Consider the following 21,349-nt stretch of genomic DNA (forward strand, 5'->3'; position numbering starts at 1 on the left):
CGTCGCGTCCCGTGTTTCTCACCCGGAGCCCGCTCCCGGACGCGGCCGGGCGGATGCGACGGTGGGGGCGCGCGCCCGGTAACCTGGGAGTTCTGATTCCCACGAGCACAAACGAGGTTCACGTGCCCACCGGCAAGGTCAAGTGGTTCGACACCGAACGAGGGTTCGGCTTCATCGCCAGCGATGAGGGAGACGAGGTCTTCCTGCACGCTTCCGCGCTGCCCGACGGCGCTGCTGCGCCCAAGCCCGGTGCCCGGGTGGAGTTCGGTGTGGCCGACGGCCGCCGCGGCCCGCAGGCGCTCGCGATCAAGCTGCTCGACCCGGCGCCTTCGGTCGCCAAGGCGCAGCGCCGCCCTGCCGAGGAGCTCGGGGTCGCGATCGAGGACCTCATCAAGGTGATGGACCAGGTGGGCGGTTCGCTGCGCCGTGGCCGCTACCCGGACGCCGCCAAGGGAGCCCAGATCGCCCGGGTCCTGCGCGCTGTCGCCGACGACCTGGAGGCATGACATGGCTGCCGTGGCCGCCGCTGAAGGACCGACCGTTCGTCGCGTGAGCGCGCGCGCCGCCAAGGACGCCGTGCTCACGGGTGCGGTGGACCTGGCGCGTGCCGCGGCGGAGCAGGTCGCCGAGCACCCCGGGGACGTCGGGGAGCACCTGGGGACCCTCGCCGTCGAGGACCGCCTGATCTCCCACCTGTTCGCCTGCACCATGCTCGGGTACCGGGGGTGGCGCTGGACGGTGACGCTCGCCCGCGTGCCGCGCGGTCGTGTCGCGACGGTCTGCGAGGTCGAGCTCCTGCCGGGCGACGGCGCCATCCTGGCCCCCGAGTGGCTGCCGTGGTCGGAGCGCCTGCGCCCCGGCGACATCGGCACGGGTGACGTGCTGCCGTTCCAGGCGGACGACCCACGCCTCGAGCCGGGTTACGTGCCGACGGGCGACGAGGAGCAGGACGAGGTCGCGATCGAGGAGCTCGCGCTCGCCCGCGTGCGCGTGCTCTCGCCGCAGGGCCGTGACGAGGCCGCCGAGCGCTGGTACCGCGGCACGCGGGGACCCACGGCGCCGGGCGCGGTCGCGTCGAGCGCCGAGTGCGGCTCGTGCGGCTTCCTGGTCCCGCTCCAGGGGGCGCTCGGCCAGCTCTTCGCGGTCTGCGCCAACCCGTGGTCCCCGGACGACGGCAAGGTCGTGAGCCTCGACCACGGGTGCGGGGCGCACTCGGAGACGGACGTCGAGCCGCACCCGACGGACTGGCCCGCGCCGGACCCGTTGATCGACGAGATGGACGTCGAGATCGTGCAGTTCCTCGATGCCGCGCAGGCGTCGAGCGAGACGGCCGGTCCGGCGACGGACGGCGGCAGGGCGCACGTCGACGTGCCCGTCGACGTCGAGGCTGCCCCCGTGGAGCGTTCGGCCGAGGTCGAGGCGAGCATCCAGCTCGCGCTGTCGCGCATCACGCTGCCCGAGCCGGGCGCCTCGTCGGCCGACTCCACGGGTGACGGTCCGGGCGAGGAGCCGTCCGCCCCTGCCGAGGACGCCGCGCCGGACGAGCCCTCACGGTGACCGAGGACGCCTTCGGGACAGCGGCCCTGCGCCGGGCTGTCTCGGAGGCGTGGCTCGCGTCGCCGACTCGCTTCCGGGAGGACGCGAACACCGAGGAGGACCACGCGCGCGGCTACTACCGCGACCGTGTGGTCGTCGAGCTCGCGCAGAACGCGGCCGACGCCGCGGCGCACGCGGGCGTCCCGGGCCGCCTCGTCCTGCGCCTCGCGCCGGACGAGGCGGGTGCCTGGTGGCTCACGGCCGAGAACTCGGGCGCCCCGCTGGACGCGGCTGGTGTCGCGTCCTTGGCGTCCATGCGCGCCTCCGCCAAGCTCGCCCCGTCCGGGGCTCGCCCGGACGCCCCCGCTCCGGGGTCCGGCTCCGGCCCGACGGCGGAGCGCACCTCCGCGGTCGCGGGACCCGGGCGGGTGGGCCGGTTCGGCGTGGGCTTCGCAGCCGTGCGGTCGGTGGCCGACGAGATCGTGGTCCGGTCGACGCTGGGCGGCGTCGAGTTCTCGCTCGAGCGCACGCGCGAGGCCCTGGACGGGCTGACGAGAGCTTCCGGGGCGGACCGGGCGGACGCTGACAGGCTCGCGGCCGCGGTCCGCGAGCGGGGAGCTGCGCTCCCGGTGCTGCGGCTGCCGTTCCCCGCTGACCCGTTGCCCACAGATCGGTCGCCCGCCGCGCCCGCGGACACCGTCGTGTCGCTGCGCCTGCGGGACGACGAGGCCGTCCAGGCTGTTCGCCACCAGCTCGACGAGCTCGACGACGCCCTGCTCCTTGCCCTGCCCGCGCTCGGCGAGGTCGTCGTGGACGTCGCGGGCGCCGGCGAGGTGCGCCGCCTCCAGGACGCCGACGCCCGGTGGACCGTGCTGCGGGACGCGGGGGAGACCCCTGCCGACCTGCTCACGTCGCTCCCGGTCGAGCAGCGGCATGCGGGGTGGTCGCTCCTGTGGGCCCTGCCGCACGAGCCGACCGCGGTCCCGGGCCTGCTGCACGCACCCACGCCGACCGACGAGCGGCTGACCTTCCCCGCGCTCCTGATCGCGTCTTTCCCGCTCGACCCGAGCAGGCGCCACGTCCTGGCCGGTCCCGTGGCCCAGGCTCTCGCGGCACGGGCGGGCGAGGCCTACGCGCGCCTCCTCGCCCGGCTCGCGGCGCAGGGGGCGGTCGACCCGAGCCCCTCTGCGAGCGAGCCGGACGCCCGGCCCGGCTCGGTCCTCGGGATCGATCCCGGCCACGTCCCGGTCCGCGGTGGGCACGTCCTCGGGCTCGTCCCCACCGGTCTGCCCGCGAGCGAGGTCGACGCGCGGATCCGAGACGTCGCCCTCGACGCCCTGCGGGGCACGCCGATGCTCGCCCCGGTCCGAGAGAACACTGCGCCGACGGCGCACAGGGACGACCAGGACGAGCCGGACGCTCTACGGCACCTCGTCGCCCCCCGAGACGCTCAGGTCCTTGCGGGCGAGGTGGGCCGCGATCCCGACGTGCTCCGGGTCCTCGGACGCTGGGTGCCCGGACTCGTGGACGTCCCGTCACCCTTCCTCGCGGTCGCGCGCTCGTTGGGCGTGCAGGCCCGTGACCTGGCCGACGTGCTCGACGAGCTTCCCGCGGGCATGGGCCCGCGCAGCTGGCGGGAGATCTACACGGTCCTTGCGCCGCACCGCGGCCAGCCGGGCGTGCTCGACGCTCTCGGTGCCGTCACCGTCCCGCTCGCGGACGGACGCACGGTGAGGGGGGCCCGCGGCACGCTCCTGCTCACGCCGGACGACCAGGATCCGAGCACGGCCGGCACAGCCGGCAAGGCTGGTTCCCCGCCGTTCCTCGCGCTCGCGCGCTCGCTCGGTCTGCGGCTCGTCCACCCGGAGGCGGCGCACCCGCTCCTCGAACGCCTCGGCGCCACGGTGTCCTCGGCGCGCACGCTCCTCGAGGAGCCCGCGGTCAAGGACCACGTCCTGCACCTCGCGGACGAGGCCGCGGACGGCGATCCGCTCCTGGGCGACCTCGAGGACCTCGGAGACGTCGAGCCCGAGCCGTGGACGGCCGTTCCCCTGCCAGGTAGCGAGCCCGACGCCCCGCTTCCCGGCACCGAGGGGGACGTGCCCGCCCAGGTGCCCTCCGCCGTCGGGCAGGTGCTCGCCCTGGTGCGGGCCGCGCTCGACGAGGGCGCGCTGCCCGCCGAGCTGCCCTTCTGGCTCGGCGAGCTCCCCCTGCCCACCGCCGACGGCGACCTGTCCCCGGCGCGCGAATGCGTGCTGCCCGGGTCGTGGGCGGCCGAGCACCTCGACGGCCTGGTGCCGCTCGTCGCGCAGGCCGAGCCGTCGGGCGCGTGGAGCGAGGACGTGCTGCGCGCGGTCGGTGTCCAGGCGGACGTGTCGGTCTACCGGGTCGCGGACGTCCTGACCCCGTGGGCCAGGGGGACCGACCTGGCTGACGACGCGGCCGACCCGGCCGACCCGCAGTCCTGGCTCGCGGGCTGGACCGACTACCTGGACTTCCTCGCGGGCCTGCACGGTGGTGGGGCGTACGTGGGCGACCTCGACGGGGTCGCGGACCTCGACGCCGTGTCCGACGACGCCTGGCCCGCGTTCCTCGCGCGCCTCGCGCACGACCCCGACGCCCGCGCCGCTCTCCTCGCCCCCGTCCGGGGCCAGGGGAGCGCGCGGGTGGGGGACGCGCCGTCGTACACCGCGTGGTGGCTGCGCCGGCACCTCGGCGCGCCCTTCGCGGCCCAGCCCGGCACCGTCCCCTTCCTGGCCGACCCGCCCCCGGCCGTGCGCGGCCTGGACGCCGAGGTGGTGCGCGCGCTGGGCGGGGTCGCCCGGCTCGAGGACCTGGACCCGGCGGACTGGTCGGGGTACCTCGCCGCGCTGCCCGACGTCGGCACGCCCCTCCCGCTGCCCGCCTCGCTCGCGGTGTGGCGCGGGCTGGGCGCGCTCGCGGGTCGCGCCCCTGCCGCGGAGGTGCTCGACGAGCTGCCCGAGCGCCTGCCCGGCCTGCGCGCAGGGCGCGCGACGTGCGTAGCGGCCGAGGACCTGGCCGTCGCGACGAGCGCCATGTGGGCGCAGGTGCGGACCGTGCTGCCCGTCGCGCCCGGCAGCGCGGGCGAGGCGGCGCGTGTGGGCGAGGCCCTCGCGGACCTGCTCGACCTCCCGCTGCTCGCGCCCCCGGGGAGCGTGGACGTCCCCCTGCCCGACGGCGAGGGCTCGCCTCAGGCCGTCGACCCCCGTGTCGTGGGGCTCGTCCCGGACGTCCCCGCGCGCTGGTTCGAGCACGACACCCTGAGCGTGGACGGCGCCGAGGTCGACTGGTGGGTGTGCGCGGGACGCGACGGGGTGCAGGTGCACGCCGCGACGACGTCGGGCCTCGCGCGGGGGCTCGCCGCCGCGGCCGGTCGCCCGGACGCGCGGCACCTGCTCGAGGTCGCGCTCCTGGACCCCGACGCGGCCGACGAGCTGCTCGCCGAGTCGGCGTGGGACCGATGACCCGCACGTCACGCACCGCATGAGCCGCACGACCCGCCCCAGCCGCGCGACGCCGTCGGACGACGGGCCCTCGGGCATCTTCGACCGTCGGCTCGTGGGCGGCGTGTACGTCCCCACGTTCGTGTTCGAGGCCGGGGTCAGCGCGATCGTGCCCGTGATCGCGCTGACCGCACTCTCGATGGGCGCGGGGATCGCGCTCGCGGGGTTCGTCGTGGCGCTCCTGGGGATCGGGCAGATCGCCGGGGACGTGCCCGCGGGCGCGTTCGCCGCGAGGTTCGGCGACCGGCGGGCCATGATGACGGCCGCTGCGGCGTCGGTCGTGGGGCTCGTCGCGTGCGCGCTCGCGCCCAACCTGTGGGTCCTGGGCGCCGGGGTCTTCTGCGTCGGCATGACCAACGCGGTCTTCATGCTCGCGCGCCAGGCCTACCTGACCGAGGTCACCCCCGTGCTCAAGCGCGCCCGCGCGCTGTCGACGCTCGCGGGTACGCACCGGATCGGGGCGTTCGTCGGCCCGTTCGCCGCGGCGGCCGTGCTCGCGGTGTGGGACCTGCAGGCCGCGTACTGGCTGGCCGTGGGGACGAGCCTGCTCGCGGGGCTCGTGACCCTCGTGGTGCCCGACGTCGCGGCCCGGTCCACCGAGCACCGCCGGACCGCGGCCCCCGTGAGCTTCCGGACCGTCCTGGTCGAGAACCGGCGGGTCTTCGCGACGCTCGGGCTCGCGGTCGTCATGGTCGGTGCGACGCGCGCGGCCCGCCAGGTCGTGCTGCCCCTGTGGTCGGAGCACCTGGGGTTCAGCCCCGCGACGACGAGCGTGATCTTCGGGCTGTCCGGCGCGGTCGACATGCTGCTCTTCTACCCGGCCGGCAAGGTCATGGACCGCATGGGCCGGCTGTGGGTCGCGATCCCCTGCATGGTCGTGCTGGGCGGGGCAATCGTCGTCCTGCCGCTCACGAGCACGGTCGCCGGGGTGGCCGTCGTCGCGATGGTCATGGGGTTCGGCAACGGGATCGGTTCGGGGATCCTCATGACCCTCGGGGCCGACGTCGCTCCACCGGACGTGCGCGCCCAGTTCCTCGGGATCTGGCGCCTCTTCCAGGACTCCGGGGCCGCACTGGGCCCGCTCGTGGTCTCGGCGGGGGCCGCGCTCGGCAGCCTCGCGGGCGGGATCGTCGCGTCCGGGACGGTCGGGCTGCTCGGGGCGGTCGCGCTCGCGAGGTGGGTGCCCCGGTGGTCCGTGCACGCGAACCGGACCACACGCCGTCGGGCCGGGATCGAGACCTCGTCCCGATCCTGACCCGACGGTGCGTCCGGAGGCGTGCTCAGCGTGCCGAGCGGAACTGCGCCGTGAGGGGGCACTGGAACGGGTCGCGCGAGGCGATGCCCACCCGGTTGAGGTACGCGATGACGATCCGGTAGGAGTCGATCAGCGTCGTCTCGGTGTACTTGATGCCCTTGGCCTGGCAGAACTCGATGACCATGGGGCGGACCTTGCGGAGCGCGGGGCTCGGCATGCTGGGGAAGAGGTGGTGCTCGACCTGGAAGTTGAGGCCGCCCATGAAGACGTCGACCGCGCGGCCTCCGCGGATGTTGCGGCTCATGAGGACCTGGCGGCGCAGGAAGTCGATCTTGACGTCGGGCGCGATGACCGGCATGCCTTTGTGGTTGGGGGCGAACGAGGCCCCCATGAGGAAGCCGAACACGGCGAGCTCGACACCGATGAAGGCGAAGCCGATGCCCACGGGCATGAGCAGGAAGACCGCCGCGGCGAACCCGACCAGGCGGATCGTGACGAAGGTGATCTCGACCGCGCGGCGCTTGACCGGCTCCTTGCCGAAGATCGTCTTGAGACCGTTGACGTGCAGGTTGAGGCCCTCGAGGAGCAGGAGCGGGAAGAACCAGTAGCCCTGGTGCGACGCGAGCCACCCGCGGACACCGGTCTTGGGCTTTTCGAGCGTCTCGGTCTCCCACACGAGGACGCCGTTGATCATGTCCGGGTCCGTGCCCAGGACGTTGGGCTTCTGGTGGTGCTTGGAGTGCTTGTGCAGCCACCAGCCGTAGCTCAGCCCGCCGAACAGGTTCGCGATGACCAGGCTCGCCCAGTCGTTCCACTGACCCGAGCGGAAGATCTGGCGGTGCGCCGCGTCGTGCCCCAGGAACGCCATCTGCGTGAACAGCACGCCCAGCGCGCCCGCGATCGCGAGCTGCCACCACGAGTCGCCCAGCAGCACCATGCCCACGCCGCACGCGGCGAGCAGTGCCACGATGCCCGCGAACCGCGCCCAGTAGTAGGCGTAGCGACGACGCATGAGCCCGGTCTCCTGGACCATGCGGGTCAGCTCCGAGAAGTCGCTGACCTGTCGCTGGCGAGCCGACGGCGCCTTCGCCTGAGGGGGGTCGAGCTCCAGTACCGCGCTGCTAGGCGTCATCATCGTCCACTCGTCGATCGGGGGGCGGACGCAAAACAAGACGCCGCGTGATCGACTCTACGAACGGGGTGGGCGAAGAACTATGGGGTTGTCCCCCCTATCGGGAGGGCGGCGCGGGAAGCGGGGCGACGAAGGCCCCCGGCGGGTGCGGCTCACTCGGGCGAGCGGTACTCCGCACGGTTCCTGCGCTCCCACGCGAGGCCGACGAGGCCCAGCAGGAGGCCCGCGCCGCACGTGGCCGGGGCCTGGTACGTCACGTGCCCGAGCGCGAGCAGGACCAGCGAGACAGCGAGGGCGATCGCCCAGAGGGACATCCCGGCGAGGGCGACGTGGCGCAGGTCGACGCGGAGCGCCGGCGGGTTGGGGCGGCGCCGCTCCGGGTGGATCAGGAGGGAGATCATCGAGGGCACGGGACGAGTCTAGTGCGGGCGGCGTGAGCCGGGGGAGCGGGTGAAATCTGCGGCGTGACGGGCCGGGCGCGGCCTGCGCGCCGAGGCGCGCGGGCACGTGTCGGTGCATGCCGAAGCCTCCTGGGGTCGGCCGTTTGCCCTCTTCCGGCGCGATGCCCTTTTCACCCGGTGACCGGCGTCACAACCTGGGCGGCCGTTCATCCTTCCAGTATGAGACGAACGGTGGACGACGGTTCCGTCCTCGCCTCGACAGCCGCTAGTATCCGAAGGCTCGATGAACGCTCAGACCTGGACGCACGTCCAGGGTTCGGGGTGACGCACCGCAGCGTCCCCCCGGAGGTCGTCTCCTCGGGACCTTTACTTGGACGGTCGTCCGACTCCCATTCCTGCCCCAGCACGCTGCATGCGCCTCCTGCCGGGAGGCGCTGAATCTCAGGGCTGAGAGTCCGAGCGTCCGCAACCTTCTCACCCGGGTGAAAAGGCCTTCACAGCATTCTTATTACCTGGGGACGGCTCCTAGTATGAGTCGTTCCGCGCAGTCAAGAAGTCGGCTGCAGGACTTTATCGAGAGGTAGCCGGGCCATGGCCGGAAGCGTCATCCACGACACGCGTCGTGGACTCCGCCACATCTTCACCGCTTCGCCTGCCGCTCCTCTCCGGGCGGCCCGTGCGTCGTTCGCCGAGGTCTCCTGGGACAGGTCCTACCGGATCCGCCTCGTGGCGACCGACACGCTCGCCATCATGGTCGGTGTCGTCGCCGCGTACTTCCTGCGCTGGGACAAGTTCATCAGCCAGCCGGTCCGTGAGGACGTCGGTGTCCCGTACCTGGTCCTGAGCGTGCTGATCGGCGTCGCCTGGGCCGGCTCGCTCGCGTTCTCCAAGACGCGGGACGTGCGGATCGTGGGCAGCGGGCCCACCGAGTACCAGCGGGTCTTCGACTCCTCGTGGCGACTGTTCGCCGTCCTGGCGATCCTCGCGTTCCTCTTCCGCTTCCCGGAGGGCCGTGGCTACCTCGTGGTCGCGTTCCCCCTGGGGCTGGGCGGTCTCCTCCTGGGGCGCTACCTCTGGCGCCAGTGGCTCCACCGCAAGCGGTCTGCCGGCTCGCACCGGACCGCGGTCCTGGCGATCGGTCACCGCGACCAGGCCGAGCGGCTGATCCGCGACCTCAACGAGCGCGACAGCTCGGGCTACCGCGTCGTGGCCGTGTGCATCCCCAGCGGCCAGGTGCGAGACGGCGACTCGATCCTGGGCGTCCCGATCCTCGGTGACCTGCGGTCTGCGGGGCAGATCGCCGCGCGCGTCGAGGCCGGGTGCGTCGCGGTGAGCGGGTCGGACGCCGTGACCGCGGAGGTCGTGCGGCACCTGAGCTGGGAGCTCGAGCCCGTGGGCGTCGACCTCATGCTCACGACGGAGCTGGTCGACGTGGCCGGCCCGCGCATCACCATCACCCCCGCCGAGTCGGTGTCGCTCCTGCACGTCGACGCCCCGCGGTTCACGGGCCCCAAGTTCGTGTTCAAGTCGATCTCGGACTGGTTCGGCGCAGCGATCCTCACGATCCTGCTCCTGCCCGTGCTGATCACGGTCGGCCTCGCGGTGTGGCTCACGAGCAAGGGACCCGTCTTCTACTCGCAGCAGCGCGTGGGTCGCAACGGCGAGACGTTCTCCATGCTCAAGTTCCGTTCGATGCGCGTCGACGCGGAGCTGGACCTCACGGCGCTCGCCCAGGCGAACGAGGGGTCGGGGCTGCTGTTCAAGATCCGCGACGACCCGCGTGTGACTCCCGTGGGCCGGTTCATCCGCCGGTACTCGCTCGACGAGCTGCCCCAGATCTTCAACGTGCTGCGAGGCGACATGAGCCTCGTGGGCCCGCGCCCGCCGCTGCCGCGCGAGGTCAGCCAGTACGAGAAGAAGGTCCGTCGCCGCCTCCTGGTCAAGCCGGGCCTCACGGGCCTGTGGCAGGTCGGCGGCCGCTCGGACCTCTCCTGGGAGGAGAGCGTGCGCCTCGACGTGTACTACGTGGAGAACTGGACCATGTTCGGGGACTTCCTGATCCTGGCCCGCACGGCGCGCGCCGTGGTGTCGGGTCACGGGGCGTACTGAGCGTCGTTCACTAGCACGTAACGCCACCGATTCGGGGGCGCGACACGACATCTGGCACCATTCTCCCCATGACCACCACGACTGACGAGCGCGAAGCACCCCCGCGTTCCAGCGGCATCGACCGCTTCTTCAAGATCACCGAGCGCGGCTCGACCATCGGCGCCGAGATCCGTGGCGGTCTCGTCACGTTCTTCGCGATGTCCTACATCATCATCCTGAACCCGATCATCCTCTCGGGTGCGGACGGCACGGGCCGCTTCCTTGGCGGCGGCACCGACGGACCGAACATGGCCATGATCGCGGCCACCACGGCGCTCGTCGCCGGGATCATGACGATCGCGATGGGCGTCTTCGCGAACTACCCCATGGCTCTGGCCGCGGGCCTGGGCCTCAACGCGGTCGTCGCGTTCACGATCGCCACGATCCCTGACGTCACGTGGGCCGACGCGATGGGCATCGTGGTCATCGAGGGGCTCATCATCCTCGTGCTCGTCCTCACGGGATTCCGCGAGGCCGTGTTCCGTGCCGTCCCGGTCGAGCTCAAGACGGCGATCAGCGTCGGCATCGGACTGTTCATCGCGCTCGTCGGTCTGGTCAACGCGGGCTTCGTCGCCTCGGGCGGCGGGACGCCGCTCCAGCTCGGCGCGACCGGGTCCCTCGCGGGCTGGCCCATCCTCGTCTTCGTGGTGGGCCTGGTCCTCATGATCGTCCTGTGGGTCCGCAAGGTCCGGGGCGCGATCCTCATCTCGATCCTCGCCGCGACGGTCCTCGCGGTGGTCATCCAGGCGATCGCGGGCGTCGGCACCAAGGGCGCCGGTGCGACGAACGGCTGGAGCCTGAACGCCCCGGCTCTCGACGGCAGCCCCGTCTCGGTCCCCGACTTCGGTCTGCTGGGTCAGTTCTCGCTGCTGGGCTCGATCGAGAAGGTCGGCGTCGTCACCGTCGTCCTGCTCGTCTTCTCGCTGCTCCTCGCGGACTTCTTCGACACCATGGGCACCATGGTCGCCGTCGGCGCAGAGGGCAAGCTGCTCGACGAGACGGGCAACCCGCCCAAGTCGCGCGCGATCCTCATCGTGGACTCGGTCGCTGCCGCGGCCGGTGGCGCCGCGAGCGTCTCGTCCAACACGAGCTACGTGGAGTCGACGACCGGCGTGGGCGAGGGCGCCCGTACGGGCCTCTCGGCTGTCGTGACCGGCATCGCCTTCCTCCTGGCGACCTTCCTGTCGCCGCTCGTCGCCCTGGTCCCGAGCGAGGCGGCCGCACCGGCGCTCGTCCTCGTCGGCTTCCTCATGATGACCCAGATCACGGGCATCAAGTGGAACAACGTCGAGGTCGCGATCCCCGCGTTCCTCACGATCGCGCTCATGCCGTTCACCTACTCGATCACGGCCGGCATCGGTGCGGGCTTCCTGGCGTTCGTGGTCATCAAGCTGGCGCTGGGCAAGGTCAAGGCGATCCACCCGCTCATGTGGGTGGCCGCGGCCGCGTTCGTCATCTACTTCACCCTCGACCCGATCAGCGACGCGCTGGGCGTCTGACGTACGCTCGCTGGCGATGACCTCGCCGATCCTGCACCTGACGCCCACGCTCCAGTCCTACGACTGGGGTTCGAGGAGTGCCCTGCACTCGCTGCTGGGGTTGGAGCAGGACGGAGGCCCTCTCGCCGAGATGTGGATGGGCGCACACCCGAAGGGCCCGTCGTCGGCTTCGGCCGACGGCGGGCCTTCGGCGTCCCTGGCGGACCTGATCCGTGCGGACCCGGTCGCGATGCTCGGGCAGCGCGTGCTGGACGAGTACGGTCCGCGCCTGCCGTACCTGCTCAAGGTGCTTGCGGCGGATCGCGCGCTGTCGTTGCAGGTCCACCCGCAGCCGCACCGGGCGCGGGCGGGGTTCAACCGCGAGAACCGGGCGGGCATCCCACGAGGGTCGGCCGAGCGCAGCTTCCACGACGACCAGCACAAGCCGGAGATGGTCGTCGCGATCAGCAGGTTCGAGGGACTCTCGGGGTTCCGGCGTCCGGCGCGGGTCCTGGAGCTGCTCGACGGGCTCCGGGGGGACCTGGTCGCCCGGATGCGGGCCGCGCTCGCGGCGCGCCCTTCTGCAGCCGGGTTGCAGGAGGCGTTCACGCTCGCGCTGCACGCGAGGACCCTGCCCGACGTCGCAGCGGACCTGGCCGTGACGGTCGCCGACGTCGCTGCTCGGCTGGGTGCGGGCACGACGTCGCCTCGCGCCGACGCCACCGTGGTGTCTCTCGCGGAGCAGCACCCGGGGGATCCCGGGGCGATCGTGTCGATGATGCTCAACCGCGTCACGCTCGAGCCGGGGGAGTCGATGTTCGTCCCGGCCGGGCACGTGCACGCCTACCTCTCGGGGTGCGCGGTCGAGGTCATGTCGAGCTCGGACAACGTGCTGCGTGCCGGGCTGACCACCAAGCGGGTGGACGTCGAGGCCCTGCTGGCGTGCGTCGCGTACGCACCAGGGCCTGCGGCCCGCCCGCGGGTCCGGCGGCTCGGGGCGGGGACCGCGCCCGGACGTCGGGGCACGCTCGCGGCCGGCGGCGGGCTGCAGGAGTACCGGGCGGCGATCCCGGAGTTCGCGCTCGTCATGGGAGAGGTGACCGTCGGCGACGGGGCCGTGGCAGTGCCGGCCGAGGGGCCCCGGATCGTGCTGGTCCTCGACGGGCAGATCGAGGTGGAGTGTCCTGCTGCCGGTAGTGGCACACCGGGTGAATCTCTGCAGGCAGTGGTGCGCGCGGGCGAGTCGGTCTTCGTCCCGCACGCTGCAGGAACGTTGGCGCTGCGCGGATCAGGGCGGACGGTCGTCGCGTACGTGCCGTGAGACGCCCGCTGCTGTGAATGGCCTGGGAGCGGTACTATAGTGCCGCACTCCGAGGCCTGCTCGTCCGAGCACTTCCCGCGTCCGCGCTGGATACGGGTGCTCCATTGCAACGAGCCAGGATGGCAGATGTGACGACTCGCAGGGGCGGGGGACTGGGCGCGGCGCGCCGGGCCCTCTGGCATCTTCGGCACGGTGGGGTGTCCCAGCTGCAGTCCTTCCTGCGTCGGCAGCGTGTCCCGTCCCCGGGGAGCGGGCGCGGCGGGTACTTCACCAAGGCCGGCCTGACGTTCGACCCGTGGGACCTCTCCGAGCGCAGGCCCTCCCGACCCGACCTGCGCGTCGGGGTCGTCCTCGACGACTTCTCCCGGCTTGCGTTCGAATTCGAGTGGGACCAGGTGCTGCTCAAGCCCCCGTCGTGGCGTCAGGTGCTGGCCGACGAGCCGATCGACCTGCTCTTCGTCGAGTCGGCGTGGAACGGCAACGGGGGTGCCTGGCAGTACCACCTCACCGGGACGTCGGCCCCCAGGCCTGCGTTCGTCGAGCTGGTCGCGTACTGCCGTGAGCAGGGGATCCCGACGGTCTTCTGGAACAAGGAGGACCCGGTCCACTTCGAGGACTTCCTCGACGCCGCGGCGCTCTTCGACCATGTCTGCACGACCGACGTCGACCGGGTACCCGACTACGTCGCGCGGCTCGGCCACGACCGTGTGAGCGTTCTCCCCTTCGCGGCGCAGCCTGCGATCCACAACCCGGTCCGGTCGCACGGGCGCGGCCCGGAGCGGGACGTCGCGTTCGGTGGCATGTACTTCGCCCACAAGTACCCGGAACGTCGTGAGCAGATGGACCTGCTCCTGGGTGGGGCGTTCGACGTCTCCCCGCGCATGGAGCACGGGCTGGAGATCTTCTCCCGCTTCCAGGGCGGCGACAAGAACTACCAGTTCCCGGAGCCGTTGGCCGACCGCGTCGTCGGGTCCTTGGACTACGAGCGGATGCTCACCGCGTACCGCGAGTACAAGGTCTTCCTCAACGTGAACTCGATCGTGGACTCCCCGAGCATGTGCGCGCGCCGGGTCTTCGAGATCACGGCCTGCGGCACACCCGTCGTGACGACCCCGAGCCGCGCGATCGGTGAGTTCTTCCCCGCGGACGAGGTGTTCGTGGTCTCCGACCGCGTCGAGGCCGGGAACACCGTGCGGGCGCTCGTGCGTTCCGACGAGCTGCGCGATCGTGCGACGCACCTGGGACAGCGCAGGATCTGGCGTGAGCACACCTACGGGGCCCGTGTGCAGAGCGTGCTGCACGGCGTCGGCCTGGCGGACTCGCCCGCCGTGCCGCGCGCGTCGGTCACGGCGCTGGTCTCGACCAACCGGCCGCACCAGCTCGACCACGTCCTGCGTACTGTCGGCAGCCAGCAGGACGTCACGCTGCAGCTGGCGCTGCTGACCCACGGTTTCGAGGTCGACGAGGCGGACCTGCGTCTGCGTGCCAAAGAGGCAGGCGTCGAGGACCTGGTGCTCCTGGCTGCTGGCTCTGATGTGTCGCTCGGAAGCTGCCTCAACCGCCTGGTCGCCGCCGCGGACGGAGACGTCGTGGCCAAGATGGACGACGACGACCTCTACGGCGCGCAGTACCTCTCCGACCAGCTGTACGCCCTGGAATACAGCGGTGCGGATGTCGTCGGCAAGCAGGCGCACTACATGTACGTCGAGGGCATGGACGCCACGCTGCTGCGTTTCGCAGACCGTGAGCGTCGCTTCACCGACCGGGTGATGGGGCCGACGATCGTGACCCGGCAAAGCCTCGCGGTGACCACTCCGTTCCACGACGTGGGCCGGGGCGAGGACACCGCCTTCCTTCGGGACGCTGTGGACGCGGGGGCACGCGTGTTCTCGGCGGACCGTTTCAACTTCGTCCAGGTGCGCTCCGGTTCCGGGGCGCACACCTGGTCGGTCACTGACGCCGAGCTGCTTGCGAGCGGCGAGGTGCACTTCTACGGGCGCGCGGACTCGCACGTCCTGATCTGAGGGGAATCATGAACACCACCACTGTGTGCGTCGTCGGACTTGGGTACATCGGCCTTCCGACAGCCGCAATCTTGGCGTCCAATGGCGTGAACGTCATTGGGGTGGACATCAACGAACGTACGGTCGACGCCGTGAACAGAGGCGACGTACCGTTCGTCGAACCTGACCTAGCGACATATGTCGCTGGAGCCGTGACCCAGGGGTCGCTGCGTGCGTCGACGAAGCCGGAGCCAGCGCAGACCTACATCGTCGCCGTCCCGACCCCGTTCATGGACGGGCACGCCCCCGATCTCTCATACATCCAAGCGGCCGCAGAGGCGATCGCTCCGCATCTTGAGGCCGACGCACTCGTGATTCTTGAGTCGACGTCGCCGCCTCGTGCCACACAGCAGATGGCGGACTGGATCCTCACGGCTCGCCCCGACCTCTCGCTCGATGGATCGGAAGGCCGCGCGAGAATTCACGTGGCGCACTGCCCGGAGCGTGTCCTGCCCGGCCGCGTGATGATCGAGCTTGTGACCAACGACCGAATCGTCGGTGGCCTCACTCCCGAAGCCGCAGAGCGTGCCAAGGAGCTCTACCAGGTCTTTTGTCAGGGCGAGATCCACCTGACCGACACGGTAACCGCTGAGATGGCTAAACTCGTTGAGAATTCCTATCGAGACGTCAACATCGCGTTCGCGAACGAGCTGTCGCTCATCTCCGCAGACCTCGGCATCGATGTGTGGGAGCTGATCCGCCTCGCCAACCACCACCCGCGGGTGGACATCCTCCAGCCGGGCCCCGGCGTCGGCGGCCACTGCATCGCCGTGGACCCCTGGTTCATCGTCGACGCCGCGCCCGAGCGCGCGCGGCTCATCCGGACGGCGCGCGAGGTCAATGACGCGAAGCCGGAGTACGTCGTCTCGCGGGTGAAGGCGCACGCGAACCGCTTCAAGACGCCGCGGATCGCCGTGCTGGGACTGGCATTCAAGCCGGACATCGACGACCTGCGGGAGTCGCCCGCGCTCGCCATCGCGACACGCCTCGCCGTCGAGGTCGACGACGCCGTCATCCTCGCCGTCGAACCGCACATCGACGAGCTGCCGGGCGTGCTCGCCGGGCGTCCGAACGTCGAGCTCCGAGAGTTGGAGTCCGCGGTCGACGAGGCGGACATCGTCCTCGTGCTCGTCGACCACACGCAGTTCAGACAGGCAGACCGCACACCGCTCCACCTCGGAGAGAAGGTCGTCGTCGACACGAAGGGCGTCTGGCGATGAGAGACGATCAGTCGCCGACGAACGACGAGGAAGTCGCGCGCCTACGGCGCCAGTTGCGTGGCGCGAACGATAAGTACCGGGCCGCCATGGCCAATGAGCGGCAACTGAACGAGCGCATCATCGAGATCAGCGCACAGGTGCGTCAGCTTCACAACGAGATCGCTCTTCGGAATGATCTTGAGGGCGATCTCATACGGATCTCGGCGACAGCGCGGCTTGCCCTCGGACGTCTTCGGGCCAGGAGAGCGGTCAGGCTCGCCCAGGCGATCGGCCACGCACGGTCTCCACGCCTGCTCTTCGGTCTACCAGTCGCCGTGGCTCGCGCGGTTGGCACGAGAGGGGAAGCCCCGTCCGAGAACGAGGTTCGTGCGCAGCTGGACAAGGAGATCGAGCAGTGGCGGGCAAAGATCGTCGACGTCCGGAGCGCGATCCGCCGTAAGCCCGGAGAACGGCCGGTCGAACAGCCGACCGTGGATGGGGAAAGGCGGGCGCGGCGTCGGGAGAGGACGCTTGCGAGCCTGGCAGCGACGAAGAGGCCGAGGGTCGCCGTCATCGTCGACGACTTCACCGGCGCGGGCGTCGATCCTGAGTGGGAGACGATCCACCTCACGCCCCAGGGGTGGCGTGGACAGCTGGAGGAGGGCGACCCGCAGCTGCTGTTCGTCGAGTCTGCCTGGCGGGGCATCGACAACCTTTGGAGCAACACAGTCGGCCATGTTCCCCCAGAGTTGCTGGACATCCTGGCGTGGTGCGCGGAGCATGGAGTGCCCACCGCATTTTGGAACAAGGAGGACCCCGTCCACTTCTCCACGTTCCTCAACGTGGCTTCGCGTTTCGAACATGTCTTCACCACCGATATCGAGATGATTCCCAGATACCGGGAGACCCTGGGGCACGAGCAGGTCTGGTTGATGCCGTTCGCCGCTCAGCCGCGTCTGCACAACCCCGTTGCGGATGCTCCTCGCAAGAACGCGATGATGTTCGCTGGCGCATACTATCGGAGATACCCGGATCGCAATCGGGATCTGGAGTCGCTCGTCTCCCACGTATCCTCGGTCGTCGAGGTCGAGATTTTCGACCGCAACCTTCACGAGCAGGACGAGAACTACAAGTTCCCGGACTCGTATCTCCCCTTGATCAAGGGGACCTTGTCACCCGACTCCGTGCATCACGCCTATCGTGCCTACGAGTACGGCCTGAATCTCAACTCTGTGAAGCAGTCCGCCACGATGTTCGCGAGGCGGGTCTTCGAACTGATGGCCAGCGGAACTCTTATCGTCGGGAACTATTCGCGTGGCGTGCGGATGTTGTTCGGGAATCTCACCACCTCGGTCGATGCGGGCGAGGAAGCGGCCGGTCGAATCCAGGAGTTGGAGAGCGACCCCCGGACGTCACGCCGACTCCGCCAGGCGGCTCTGAGAAAAGTCCTCCAGGAGCACACCTACGCGGATCGGATCGAGTACCTCGTCTCTCGCATCATGGGAAGTGCCTACACGGGCCATCTCCCGAAGATCCTTGTCGTCGCGGAAGTGCGATCGCACGAGGAACTGCTGCTCTTCGCCGCCCAGGCTGAGACGCAGCTTGGCGTGGATGTCGTCCCGGTGGCGGTGAGTCCGGACGAGAGTGTCGTAGCACGGCTGACGCAGGCTGGGGGGCCTCGGATCTTTTCGCGCGCCGATCTGCGGCAGCTCAAAGTCGCGGACCTCGCCCCGACCGCGGAGTTCGCAGCGGTGTGGACGATGCCTGATCATCACGGGCGGCATCTTCTTCTTGACCTGGCTCTGGCCCACCGGTACTCGGATCGCAAGGTCGTCGGGATTGCCGGGGGCTACGAGTGGACGGTCGATGGCGTCCGTGAACGAGGTGGGCAACGCTACGGTGACGCGCCGATAGGGTCGCTCCGGACGCCCGTCGTCCGCGTCGAAGACCTCGGCGAAAACGCCATGGCTTCCTCTCTGCTGACACTGGACGGGTTGGCTCTTGGGGCCTTCGCCACCGACATCTTCGGCTACTGCCAGGTCCCACGAGGAATGCTGGTGGATGCCGAGGCAGTGGCCGCAGAGGTGGAGGCCGAGGTGCGGGACGCGGGAGTCGATATGCAGAGCCTGTATGCGAGGGCCGAGTCCTTGGACGTCCGGTTGCCGTTCCAGGCCGTCACCGTGCCAGTGCGCGAGAACGTCGCGGTTGGGTTCGCCGGGTTCGCCCGGGCCGCAGTCCTGACACGGGAGCTGGGGGATGGCGTGGAGGTCGTGTCCACGTTGGCGCCCGGGACGCACGACTACCTCTTCTCCCGCGAGACCCACGCGATCGCGGATGTCTCGGAGGACGGCGATATCCGGCTCCACGTCGAGTGTCAGCCCGGCCTCAACACGCAGGTGGCCGTGATCTACTATGACGAGGAGCATCGCCGCAGCGGCTCGTCCGTCCACTTCACGAATCAGAACGCCACCAGCACGGCGCCGGACGGCGCGAAGTCGTTGCGTCTTGCGCTTCGCGTCGCAGGTGAGGGCTCCGCGATCCTGAAGTCTGCGGAGTTCGCGCACCGCGCCACTGCCCCATCGTTCATGCAGATGCGTGGGCAGGCCATCGTGGTCACCAACGTCTACCCCTCGCACATGGACCGCTATCGGAACGGATTCGTTCACTCGCGCGTGCTCGCGTATAAGGACGCGGGGCTGGACGTGGATGTGCTCTCGGTGTCCGCGCGTCGGTCGTACGAAACATTTGTTCACGAGGGCGTCGACGTTCACTCGGGTTCCATTGATCTGCTCGAGAGGGCGCTCGAGGTCTCGGACCCGGGGGCGCCGCTCCTCGTCCACTTTCTCGACGAGTCCATGTGGGACGTTATCCGGCGTGCGGGTAGCCGTCGTCGCGTCATCGTCTGGCTGCATGGTGCCGAGGTCCAGCCCTGGTGGCGGCGCAGCTACAACTACACGACTGATGAAGATCTGGACCGAGCCAAGGGAGCCTCCGATGCTCGGATGGCTTTCTGGCAACGTGTGTTCTTGGACCGCGCGGCGAACACTCACTTCGTGTTCGTGTCGAAATACTTCGCAAACGAGGTCATGCAAGACGTGGGGGTCACGCTGGAGGGTTCTCGATACAGCATCATCCACAACCCGGTCGACACGAACCTCTTCTCGTACGAGGAGAAGTCGGCAGAGGACCGGTTGCGGATCCTCTCGGTGCGCCCCTACGCCTCTCCCAAGTACGCCAACGACCTGAGTGTCGCCGCCGTAGAACTGCTCCGCGACGAACCGGAGTTCGAGCGCATGGAGTTCATGTTCGTCGGAGATGGCCCCCATTTCGAGTCGACCGTACAGCCGCTGCGGGGCCTCTCGAACGTGACGTTGGACCGGAGGTTCCTATCTCATCGAGAGATCGCGGACCTTCACAAGCGCAGTGGAGTCTTCTTGGTCCCCACACGCATGGATGCGCAAGGAGTGTCGCGTGACGAGGCGATGTCGTCAGGACTCGTTCCTGTCACGACACGTGTGGCGGCCGTCCCGGAGTTCGTCGACGAACGCTCGGGCATCTTGTGTGAGCCAGAGAGCGCGTCGTCGCTCGCTGCTGCGATCATCGAGCTCGTCCGCGATCCGGAGATGTTCCTGCGGCTCTCTGCGGGAGCGGCAGAGCGCGTTCGAGCCCAGGTCGCGGGCGACCTCGTCGTCCAGGCCGAGCTGACGCTCGTCGGTGGGTCTGATGTCTGAGAGCACCCGCGTCTTCGTCCTCGGCTCCTGTGTGACGCGCGACGCGTTCGAGCTCGACGCGTCCACGGGGATGGAGCTCGTTGGGTACTTTGCGCGCACGTCGCTCGCCAGCGCGTTTCGTCGCAAGCGGTTCGTCGGGGTGGACACGTCGACCATCTCCTCAGCGTTCCAACGTAGGACGGTCGAGCAGGACCTGGACAAGGCGCTTGAGACCACTCTGCGCCAGGTGGAATTCGACCTCCTCGTCTTCGACCCGATCGACGAACGATTCAACCTGGCTCAGTTGGGCGACGGGAGCATCGCGACCGTGTCGAACGAATTTCTTTCAGCGACGGCCGCTCCGCCGTACGAGACGATCCGGTCGGGGAGCGAGGAGTTCCTGCGCCTGTGGGTCGTGGGCTGGTACCGCCTGTTGGCGACTCTGGACTCCCTCGGAGCCCGGTCGCGCCTTCGCGTCAATCGAGTGTTCTGGGCCGACGGGTGCACGGGCGACGAGGAGTTCGCCAGCTCGTATTCGCGGAAGGGCATCGATCGGGCGAACACGTTCCTGGGCCGACTTTACTCGATCATGGAGCAGGACCTGGAGGACTGGCAGTTCGTGCGGTACCCGCCTGAGCTCTTCGTCGGGGATCCAGGGCACAAGTGGGGCGCCTCACCCTTTCACTACATCGACCCGTTTTATCGGCACTTCCTCTCGGAGCTTGTGATCGAGCCACGGACTTCCGCGGGACCACGCCACGTCAAGGACACTGCATGGGAGTGCGGGGCAGTCGTGTCCTCGGATCGCTCGCGTGGCAAGGAACCGGGGGAGGCCGAGGTTTCGGTGCGCGACGCGGCGCACGTATATCTCCGGCGGCACCTCGTCTATTCAGTCCATGAGCGCGCGGAATCCGGACGGATCGTGTTCGTCTTCCCTGGCCTGGACTCGACTCCGGGTGTCACCAGCATGTCGCACTGGCGGCTCGGTGCGGAGCTCGACGCGACCGTGGTTCATCTCAAGGACCATGTTGGAGCGCACGGGTGCTACTTGCTGAGCGTCTCCGGCGACAACCAGATCCGCAACGTGGTCCTGTCGTTGATCAGGGAGCTGATCGCACAGTATTCCGTGCCCCCAGAGGGCGTGTACTTCGTCGGCACCTCGAAGGGGGGCACAGCGGCGATCGCTTTCGGGCTCATGCACGGCGGCGGGCGAGTCATCGCCGGTGGGCCGCAGATCGCTCTCGGAGCATTCCTGTACCAAGAGCCGGAGCAGTTGGAGTGGCAGCGGAGCGTGGCGTACGCGATCTTCGGGCGGGTCGATGACGGTGATCGCGATGCCGCGGACAACCTGGTCCCAAGTATTTTCGAGCGCTACGGTCCCCGCTTCCGGGGATCGATGTCGATCTCGTACGGGTCGGACACCGGGTACTGGCAGGCCCACATCGAGCCGTTGACCTTGTTGGTCGCCGCGCAAGGACTCTCCCGCTGTGTTGAGCTCCGACAAGGGGGGTACGCGGGCCGCGAGGCGGCCGACAACCACTTCCTCCACCGCGTTCGCGCGGAGCTCATCGGGTGAGGCCCT

At 69.9% G+C, this 21,349-nt stretch carries 13 protein-coding genes; 11 read left to right on the plus strand and 2 right to left on the minus strand.

What is annotated here, in order from left to right; all coding sequences use genetic code 11:
- Positions 1-122 precede the first annotated feature (122 nt).
- The 4 genes from ASE27_RS02585 to ASE27_RS02600 are packed head-to-tail and all read left to right on the plus strand — an operon-like array spanning position 123 to position 6,315.
- On the plus strand, positions 123-506 hold the full coding sequence (locus ASE27_RS02585; protein ID WP_056645398.1) for a cold-shock protein: 384 nt from the start codon (positions 123-125) through the stop codon (positions 504-506).
- A 1-nt stretch (position 507) separates the two neighbouring features.
- Positions 508-1,557 carry a DUF3027 domain-containing protein gene (locus tag ASE27_RS02590; RefSeq protein ID WP_056645401.1) on the plus strand — a complete coding sequence of 350 codons (1,050 nt, stop codon included), beginning with the start codon at positions 508-510 and terminating at the stop codon, positions 1,555-1,557.
- Complete coding sequence (locus ASE27_RS02595; protein ID WP_056645403.1) at positions 1,554-5,021, plus strand: hypothetical protein; 3,468 nt, start codon at positions 1,554-1,556, stop codon at positions 5,019-5,021. The genes ASE27_RS02590 and ASE27_RS02595 overlap by 4 nt, the downstream gene beginning before the upstream one ends.
- 19 nt (positions 5,022-5,040) lie before the next feature.
- Positions 5,041-6,315 carry an MFS transporter gene (locus ASE27_RS02600; RefSeq protein WP_082608416.1) on the plus strand — a complete coding sequence of 425 codons (1,275 nt, stop codon included), beginning with the start codon at positions 5,041-5,043 and terminating at the stop codon, positions 6,313-6,315.
- A gap of 25 nt (positions 6,316-6,340) precedes the next feature.
- Here the strand turns inward: ASE27_RS02600 and ASE27_RS02605 are convergent, their stop codons facing one another.
- The gene (locus tag ASE27_RS02605) at positions 6,341-7,450 is read right to left on the minus strand and encodes an acyl-CoA desaturase (protein ID WP_231907564.1); all 1,110 of its coding nucleotides are present in this window, start codon (positions 7,448-7,450) and stop codon (positions 6,341-6,343) included.
- 149 nt (positions 7,451-7,599) lie between these two features.
- On the minus strand, positions 7,600-7,848 hold the full coding sequence (locus tag ASE27_RS02610) for a DUF2530 domain-containing protein (RefSeq protein ID WP_235534132.1): 249 nt from the start codon (positions 7,846-7,848) through the stop codon (positions 7,600-7,602).
- A 591-nt stretch (positions 7,849-8,439) separates the two neighbouring features.
- Here ASE27_RS02610 and ASE27_RS02615 point away from each other — a divergent pair.
- From ASE27_RS02615 to ASE27_RS02645, 7 genes are all read left to right on the plus strand, one after another.
- Positions 8,440-9,957 carry a sugar transferase gene (locus tag ASE27_RS02615; RefSeq protein ID WP_082608417.1) on the plus strand — a complete coding sequence of 506 codons (1,518 nt, stop codon included), beginning with the start codon at positions 8,440-8,442 and terminating at the stop codon, positions 9,955-9,957.
- 68 nt (positions 9,958-10,025) lie between these two features.
- The gene (locus tag ASE27_RS02620) at positions 10,026-11,495 is read left to right on the plus strand and encodes an NCS2 family permease (protein ID WP_056645409.1); all 1,470 of its coding nucleotides are present in this window, start codon (positions 10,026-10,028) and stop codon (positions 11,493-11,495) included.
- Between the two features lie 16 nt (positions 11,496-11,511).
- Positions 11,512-12,795, plus strand: coding sequence for a mannose-6-phosphate isomerase, class I (manA, locus tag ASE27_RS02625; RefSeq protein ID WP_056645412.1), 1,284 nt, complete (start codon positions 11,512-11,514; stop codon positions 12,793-12,795).
- 197 nt (positions 12,796-12,992) lie between these two features.
- The gene (locus tag ASE27_RS02630; protein ID WP_369818976.1) at positions 12,993-14,819 is read left to right on the plus strand and encodes a glycosyltransferase; all 1,827 of its coding nucleotides are present in this window, start codon (positions 12,993-12,995) and stop codon (positions 14,817-14,819) included.
- Between the two features lie 8 nt (positions 14,820-14,827).
- Positions 14,828-16,078, plus strand: coding sequence for a UDP-N-acetyl-D-mannosamine dehydrogenase (wecC, locus tag ASE27_RS02635; RefSeq protein ID WP_056645419.1), 1,251 nt, complete (start codon positions 14,828-14,830; stop codon positions 16,076-16,078).
- A complete protein-coding gene (locus ASE27_RS02640) occupies positions 16,075-19,788 on the plus strand; it encodes a glycosyltransferase (RefSeq protein ID WP_056645422.1) in 3,714 nt (1,237 codons plus the stop codon). Before wecC ends, ASE27_RS02640 begins: the two co-directional genes overlap by 4 nt.
- On the plus strand, positions 19,781-21,343 hold the full coding sequence (locus tag ASE27_RS02645) for a DUF6270 domain-containing protein (protein ID WP_056645426.1): 1,563 nt from the start codon (positions 19,781-19,783) through the stop codon (positions 21,341-21,343). Before ASE27_RS02640 ends, ASE27_RS02645 begins: the two co-directional genes overlap by 8 nt.
- Positions 21,344-21,349 lie beyond the last annotated feature (6 nt).

The organism is Oerskovia sp. Root918 (assembly GCF_001428945.1).
GTDB classification, from domain to species: Bacteria; Actinomycetota; Actinomycetes; order Actinomycetales; family Cellulomonadaceae; genus Oerskovia; species Oerskovia enterophila.

Bases quoted from the DNA above. Each gene is read 5' to 3' on its own strand.
- ASE27_RS02590 (WP_056645401.1), top strand. From the start codon at position 508: ATGGCTGCCGTGGCCGCCGCTGAAGGACCGACCGTTCGTCGCGTGAGC.
- ASE27_RS02600 (WP_082608416.1), top strand. From the start codon at position 5,041: ATGAGCCGCACGACCCGCCCCAGCCGCGCGACGCCGTCGGACGACGGG.
- ASE27_RS02605 (WP_231907564.1), bottom strand. From the start codon at position 7,450: ATGATGACGCCTAGCAGCGCGGTACTGGAGCTCGACCCCCCTCAGGCG.
- ASE27_RS02610 (WP_235534132.1), bottom strand. From the start codon at position 7,848: ATGATCTCCCTCCTGATCCACCCGGAGCGGCGCCGCCCCAACCCGCCG.
- ASE27_RS02615 (WP_082608417.1), top strand. From the start codon at position 8,440: ATGGCCGGAAGCGTCATCCACGACACGCGTCGTGGACTCCGCCACATC.
- ASE27_RS02620 (WP_056645409.1), top strand. From the start codon at position 10,026: ATGACCACCACGACTGACGAGCGCGAAGCACCCCCGCGTTCCAGCGGC.
- manA (WP_056645412.1), top strand. From the start codon at position 11,512: ATGACCTCGCCGATCCTGCACCTGACGCCCACGCTCCAGTCCTACGAC.
- wecC (WP_056645419.1), top strand. From the start codon at position 14,828: ATGAACACCACCACTGTGTGCGTCGTCGGACTTGGGTACATCGGCCTT.
- ASE27_RS02640 (WP_056645422.1), top strand. From the start codon at position 16,075: ATGAGAGACGATCAGTCGCCGACGAACGACGAGGAAGTCGCGCGCCTA.
- ASE27_RS02645 (WP_056645426.1), top strand. From the start codon at position 19,781: ATGTCTGAGAGCACCCGCGTCTTCGTCCTCGGCTCCTGTGTGACGCGC.